The organism is Candidatus Melainabacteria bacterium RIFOXYA2_FULL_32_9, from assembly GCA_001784615.1.
In the GTDB taxonomy this organism is placed as follows: domain Bacteria; phylum Cyanobacteriota; class Vampirovibrionia; order Gastranaerophilales; family UBA9579; genus UBA9579.
Genome location: MFRQ01000110.1, coordinates 1 through 6,861 on the forward strand (window position 1 = coordinate 1; position 6,861 = coordinate 6,861).

At 29.5% G+C, this 6,861-nt stretch carries 3 protein-coding genes and 1 pseudogene; 2 read left to right on the forward strand and 2 right to left on the reverse strand.

Annotated features, from left to right (window positions below):
* Nucleotides 1–223: 223 nt before the first annotated feature.
* Nucleotides 224–2,038 carry a hypothetical protein gene (locus A2255_08265; protein OGI18388.1) on the reverse strand — a complete coding sequence of 605 codons (1,815 nt, stop codon included), beginning with the start codon at nucleotides 2,036–2,038 and terminating at the stop codon, nucleotides 224–226.
* A 298-nt stretch (nucleotides 2,039–2,336) separates the two neighbouring features.
* Here A2255_08265 and A2255_08270 point away from each other — a divergent pair, with 298 nt between their 5' ends.
* Complete coding sequence (locus A2255_08270) at nucleotides 2,337–3,170, forward strand: hypothetical protein (GenBank protein ID OGI18389.1); 834 nt, start codon at nucleotides 2,337–2,339, stop codon at nucleotides 3,168–3,170.
* A 534-nt stretch (nucleotides 3,171–3,704) separates the two neighbouring features.
* Here the strand turns inward: A2255_08270 and A2255_08275 are convergent.
* On the reverse strand, nucleotides 3,705–5,138 hold the full coding sequence (locus A2255_08275; protein ID OGI18390.1) for a hypothetical protein: 1,434 nt from the start codon (nucleotides 5,136–5,138) through the stop codon (nucleotides 3,705–3,707).
* A gap of 469 nt (nucleotides 5,139–5,607) precedes the next feature.
* Here A2255_08275 and A2255_08280 point away from each other — a divergent pair.
* Nucleotides 5,608–6,861: pseudogene (locus tag A2255_08280) on the forward strand (hypothetical protein).

Here is a 6,861-nt window from a genome sequence, read left to right on the forward strand (position 1 = left end):
CAGTTATTAGCGATATAAATAGCCAAATTTTTTACCAGATCCGAAGGGTGAGTCCTGGCAAAAATATATGCATTTATTAATTATCTTTTTATCAGGACGAATTTAAAAAATTTGGCGACACAAGTGTTCAACATAATAATGATTCTTTTGGTGATTTAATGCATAATCCCTGTAAATAAGACATCTTAAATAGCATACCTGCTTATTTAATTATGGCTTATATTCAAAATAAAACTTCCATTTCACAGTTTTTACAGTCAAAATTTAGAGTATAGTTTTTATTATGGTTATCTATTAGATAAAGGGGCTCTTTTATCTTTGCTTTATGGCTTTCTTTTGGGCATAAATCTAATTGATATTTAAGGCAGTGCTTTGTAGTCATGACTTTTTTGCCATTTAAATCAATTCCAGATTCAGCTGCCAGACTAATTTTTTCTGCTCCATGCCTTTGATAAAAGTTTTTGGCACTATCATTCAGGATATTAGCTTCATAATTAAGATTTTTTTCCATATAAGGGAAATTATTTCTTTCTATTTTATGAATTTCTCTTGGGTATTTCTCAATACGGTTTAATCTTAACTGATCTATTATGTTTCTTCTTAATTCATTCAATGTTTTTATGGGAACAAAATAGATATTTTTAAGATCAATAGTTATTTCTGAGCAAACAAACTCAGTTTCTCCAAGTTTTAAAAGCTGTTTTTGGATGTTATTTAATGCCATTTCTTTATTATTGGCTATTTCTTTTTTTATTTCTATTTCCTGATGGGCCTCAATACCGTTTTCATCAATTATATGGAGCATTAATTTATTATTTTCTTCAAAAAATCTTAGTTGTACAGAAATTTTTCTTTCAATATGCGCTGATTCGAGCTTTTTAATAAAATCATGATTAAAATTTCTGTATATAAATGTGCCTTTTTTGATGAATTTTATGTCATTCGGGTAAATGTGATCATTTTCAATTTTATTTATGTTAGTTCCTTGAAGGACGTTATTCTCGTCAAAGAAGCAAATGCCATCGCCATTATTGAATTTTATTTTAGTATTAATGGTAAAAGAGGTTTTATCAATTGATATTACTTTACCAACAGGCTCACCTAATGATTTTGGAGTGTCGAAAGATGTTATATGCTTGTTTCTTCCGTTTAAAAAATAATTGGTAAAACCTCTATTAAAACTTTTATATGGATCAGGTTCAAAGTTTATAATACTTTTTCCACTGGAGCTTCTGTGAATATCGAGTTTTAATAGAGATTTGTCGATTTCCTGACGATAAAAACTAACCACATTCTTTATATAATTAATGTCTTTTAGCCTGCCTTCTATTTTGAATGAAGTTATGCCAGCTTCTATTAAGCCTTGTATATATTCTGACAGATTTAAATCTTTTAAAGATAATAAATACTTATCCTTGGCTATAACATTTTCTGATGAGTCAATTAATGAATATAATTTTCTGCAGGGTTGAGCGCATTCACCCTTATTACCACTTCTACCACCTATTGCATAGCTTAGATAACATTGTCCACTGTAACTTACGCAAAGAGCTCCATGAATGAAACATTCTAAATCTATATTTGTTTTTGATTTAATTTCTTTTATATCCTGGAGTGACAATTCTCTTGCAAGAATTACACGTTGAAAACCAACTTTTTCAAGGAACTCTACTTTTTTATAGTTATTATTATGAGTTTGGGTGCTTGCAAATAAAGGTATAGGCGGTAAATCCAGTTCTAATAATCCCATATCCTGAATAATAATAGCATCAGCACCAATTTGATAGAGTTTATTGATTAATTTTTCTGCTTCTAACAGTTCATTATCATTTAGAATAGTATTAATTGTGATATATACTTTAGCCCAGTATTTATGAGCAAATATAATAAGCTTTTCTATATCTTCAAGGCTGTTACCTACAGTATTTCTTGCTCCAAATTTATTTGCACCAATGTATACAGCATCGGCACCACATTTTATTGCAGCTATTCCACATTCCAGATCTTTAGCGGGAGCTAATAGTTCAATATTTTTCATTATTTTTAAAAACTAGAATTCTATTTTGTGTTCTATTATGATTTTATACTAAATTTTGGTATGCATATAAGTTTTCTTTTATTTTTGAGCAGTAATAAGATGAAAATAAAGATTATGCAGGCAGGAATGCTAAGTAAACAAGAAAAAGTTTTTACACATTTATAAAATAGTAGAAAGGTCATCCCGGGCTTGACCCCATTACTGTCCGAAATAAAATAAACAAAAAAAGAGCATAGCAAGAAGTAATAATACTTTTCACCTAAAATAAAGCTGTCAACACTTGTTTTAGGAGTTTGCTATGCAGTTTAAAAATAACATAATAGGAAAGATTTTAACACCTGTAAATCGTAGAAAATTTAAGCGTTTTGTCGATAAATACAATGGAGATTTTGCTTCAAAAAAACTTTCCTGCTGGGAACAATTTGTAGCAATTCTTCTTGGACAAATTGGAAATTGTTCGTCTTTGCGAGAAATAGAAAATACTATTAAATTTCACTCAAAAGAACAATATCATCTTGGAATTAAAAGAAATATTGCTCGTTCAACGTTAGCAAATGCAAATAGTACAAGAGATTGGCGAATTTATCGGGATGTATTTATAGATTTAATAGGTAATTTAAAAGTAAATGAACAGATTCAAACAAAAGAAGTTATCGAAATCATTGATTCTACGCCAATTATACTTGATTTAGAACATCACAAATGGGCGCAACAAACACGAAATATCAAAGGTTTAAAAGTACATGTTTTGTTTAATTCAAGTGAAAATATTCCAACATATTTTGAAATAACTTCACCAAAAGTTAATGATATAGTTGAAGGGCGAAAAATCGATATACAAAAAGGGTCTACATATGTTTTTGACAAAGGTTATACCGATTACAACTGGTATTATGAAATTGAAAAATCAGGAGCATATTTTGTAACACGATTAAAGAAAAACGCAAAAACAGAGTCAATAGGTGAAATACAGATTACCAATGAAACAATAAGTTCTCAAGTAATACAGTTTTGCAATAAAGTACCAAGAGGCGGAAAAATCAATGAATATCATCATAAACCATTAAAAAAAGTAATTGTGCAAAGAGAAAACAAATCACCATTAATACTGATTACAAATGACTTTAAGTGAAGTGATGAAGAAATAGCTGAATTATACAAAAGACGTTGGAACATAGAGCTGTTCTTTAAATGGATAAAGCAGAATTTAAAGATTAAAAAGTTTTTAGGTAAAAGCGAAAATGCAATAAAAACGCAGATTTGTATTGCTATGATTTCTTTTGTTTTGCTCAGGTTATCGCAAATAATGAACGATTTTTGCAAAAATATGCCGTTAAAAACATTAATAACCATAGCAAAAAACGGATTATTTAGTAGGTTAACAGTACAAAGCGAGGTAAAAAAGTATCAGAAAAACCCCAATCAACTTCAATTCTACTTCACTTTGGCTACTTGAAATTATCATGGACAGTAATGGGGCTTGACCCGGGATCTAACCACATTTCAATTTTAAGCTATAACTGTATAGATGCCGGAACAAGTCCGGCATGACATTAGTGAGTATTTTTCTTTTCTCCTTATTTCGGCACTCTAAGAATCTGCTTAGCATTCTTACGGTGCCTACAATAACATTCCTGTCTTAAAAATTGACTTATTGAGAATAAGATTAATTTGCTATATCTAGTTTTGGAACTTCCGCTTCTGGTAAAATAAACCAGAACTTAGAACCTTTACCTTCTTCAGATTCAAAATCTATATAACCTTTATGTAATTCAATAAGTTTTTTTATTAATGTTAGGCCTAAGCCTGTTCCTTCTTGCTTTCTGGAGTAAGAAGAATCTATTTGGCTAAATTGTGTAAATATCTTGTGTCTATCACGAGGGGATATACCTATTCCGGTATCCTGAACTTCCACTTTTAGATTTCCTTGAGTTATGCTTGTATAAACACTGACCCTGCCATTTTCTTCCGTAAACTTTATTGCATTGCTTAAAAGGTTGTATATTACTTGTTTAAATCTTACACTATCGCCATATACAATAACATCAGATAGCTGTAAGTCTATGGAAATGTCCTTTTTTATAGCCATATTATTCAATGTGGCTATCGTTTGTTTAATGATATTGCCAGAATCGAACTTTTCATAGTGTAATTCCATATTTCCAGATTCTATTTTAGATAAATCCAGAACATCATTGACTAATTGTAATAAATGTTTTCCACTTATTACAACATTATTTAAGTAGTCTGATTGTTTAGGAGCTAAAGAGCCATAATTTCCCGCTAATATCATCTCAGAAAAACCTATAATCGCATTTAAAGGAGTTCTAAATTCGTGAGACATATTTGCCAAAAACTCACTTTTTAACCTCGTAGCTTCTTGAGCTTGTGTATATAAAGATGCTTGTCTAATTGCTATAGCTATCTGGCTTCCTATATCTTTTAAAATTTCAATATTACTTGTATCCCACTTTCTATGATATTGAGTTTGATGGACTCCAATTGCTCCCAATATCTCTCCTTTATGGGCTATAGGGGTTATTATAAGCGATTTTGTGTCCAGGAACTGAGTATTGAGATTTTGTGAGGAATTTAATATTAAGGATTCAATATTATCTACTACAATGGGCATTTTTTCTTCGACCAGGTATTTGTACCATTCTTTCGATATATTTAAGCTTTTTTGGTTATCCAGAAAAGATGAAATATCTTCATTTGCCCTATATTCATTTTCCAGATTAAATTTTAAATTTTCAGGGTCGTACAGCGCAACAATACACCTGTCTACTTTAATAAGTTTACCTACTTCCTTAACTGTAGTAGCAAGAACTTGTCTAAGATCCAGAGATTCCCTGATACTATCTACCAGCCATCTAACTACTCTTTCTCTTTCTTGCTGCTCGAATATTTTGTTGATATATTCTGTTAATTCTTCATCTTTAGAAAGCAGTTTCTGGTTTTGTAAAGTCAGAAGTTCTTCTTGTTCTTTTATTTTCTTGTTTATTTCTTCCAGTTTAACGGCACCATTATCTAAAAACTTTTTGGCTTTTAAAGTCGCTAAAAAGAGTTTCTTTATTTTATTGACCGGTAATATAGCCATTTAGGTTTTAACCTTTATAGTTTTTATTCTTAACTTATTAGAAATTTTAATTGAAAAACTAACATCTGAAAATTATAGACCTGGGTAGTTGCTTAATTTTATAAAATATGTTTAAGGCTACAATATTAATTTTATTAGTAATAAGAGTGTTAATTTATTGATATATCTACGATTTTAATAAACATGAAACCATGGTTTTAAGTGAATATTTAGATATTCTGATAGTTAATTAGTTTTATTAGTCTTAGTATTTAATAATTTGAAGCATGGTAAACTGCTGTAGACTTGAATTTTGAGAAAATAAAAAAGTAAAGAATTGTATCAGCTTGATTAAAAAATATCAAATTTACATATGTTTAATCTTTATATAATTGGTGAAACCTATATTAAGTGATCAAGAGAACATATAAATCTGGGAGTAAATCAAAACGGTTTCTGATTATGATTAAATGAGGTTGTTTAAATTTTTATGATCACTAAATTTAATTCAAATCCTAAGAATAATACTTGGAAACACGAAAATAATATAGCACATGGATTGCCTGATAATTTTGCAGGTGTAATTAATAGAGATTCACGAAGAATTTGTAGTCATATACCGAGTAATCTAAATAATGCACAAGAGAGAGAGCCTTTAAAAGTAAAGAAAGCAAATAGTCTTACTTTTAAAGGCTCTCTATTATATTCAGGGAAATTAATAAAGGCTATTGCTAAAGAATTTAGACCTCTTGAGAAAAAAAATTCCATGGAGATATATAATAAAGTTAAAGATTACCTTGATGAACCTTTAAGATTAGCTTTTGAAAAAACTCTCAAGTCATTTCAAGACAAAACCCCAGATATAGTTGTAACAAAGCCTATTTATTATAGATTTTGTGAAGCATTAAAAAGTCCAATTGCTGGTATAGCAAATGGAATAAAGTATTTTTTCTCAAATTCACAGACTAAAAAAGCTATTACGGAAAAAAGTAACATAAATTATGTAATGACTGGGCTTGAAGGTGCTTATAAGAAAATTATAGATTTGGAAGGAAAGCCTACAGATCAGATTAAAAAAACATTATCTGAATTCTTAAATAGACAATTGAATTCAATAAAAACAAATTATAGCATTAGTATATGTAGTTCAATGGTAACCTTGCTTGTAGGCGTGTATAATGCTTTTTTTGTTGCTAACGATTTTAGCAATTTAAGTAGACTAACAAGTGATGATCCTGTACAAGCTAAAAAAGAATGGAAATCAAAATTTAAACAATTATTAATGGCGGTTGGTTTATCTGCTTATTTAGGATACGTTACAAGCACTACATTTAAACAAGCTGTGAATTCCAGTTTGAAGTTTGCTGTTGCTCTTAATGCAATTAACTTAGCTGCAACCCAAATAATAAGTAGAAAATTAACTGGTACTCCAATATTAATTCAAAGAGGTAAAGCTTCTGATAAGAATCCTTTAAATAAATATATGGAATCAATAGGCAATAATAAAGAAAATTCTCCTTTTGCAGCATTTATAAATAATACAAAAACAGAGAAAGCTCCTCAGACAGCAGGTTCTACTCAAGACAATAAAATAAAACCTTCATCGTCAGTATCATTTACAGGTAATCCAATCCAAAATATTATAACCTCAACTATTCCAAGAGAAAAATTAGCAGAATCATTGGAAGTCCTAAAAAAAATTGATAAAAAGAGGTATATTGATGCTATCAAAACAATTAAGGAC

Excerpts from the sequence above, each read along its gene's own strand:
- A2255_08265 (OGI18388.1), bottom strand. The coding sequence starts at position 2,038 with ATGAAAAATATTGAACTATTAGCTCCCGCTAAAGATCTGGAATGTGGA.
- A2255_08270 (OGI18389.1), top strand. The coding sequence starts at position 2,337 with ATGCAGTTTAAAAATAACATAATAGGAAAGATTTTAACACCTGTAAAT.
- A2255_08275 (OGI18390.1), bottom strand. The coding sequence starts at position 5,138 with ATGGCTATATTACCGGTCAATAAAATAAAGAAACTCTTTTTAGCGACT.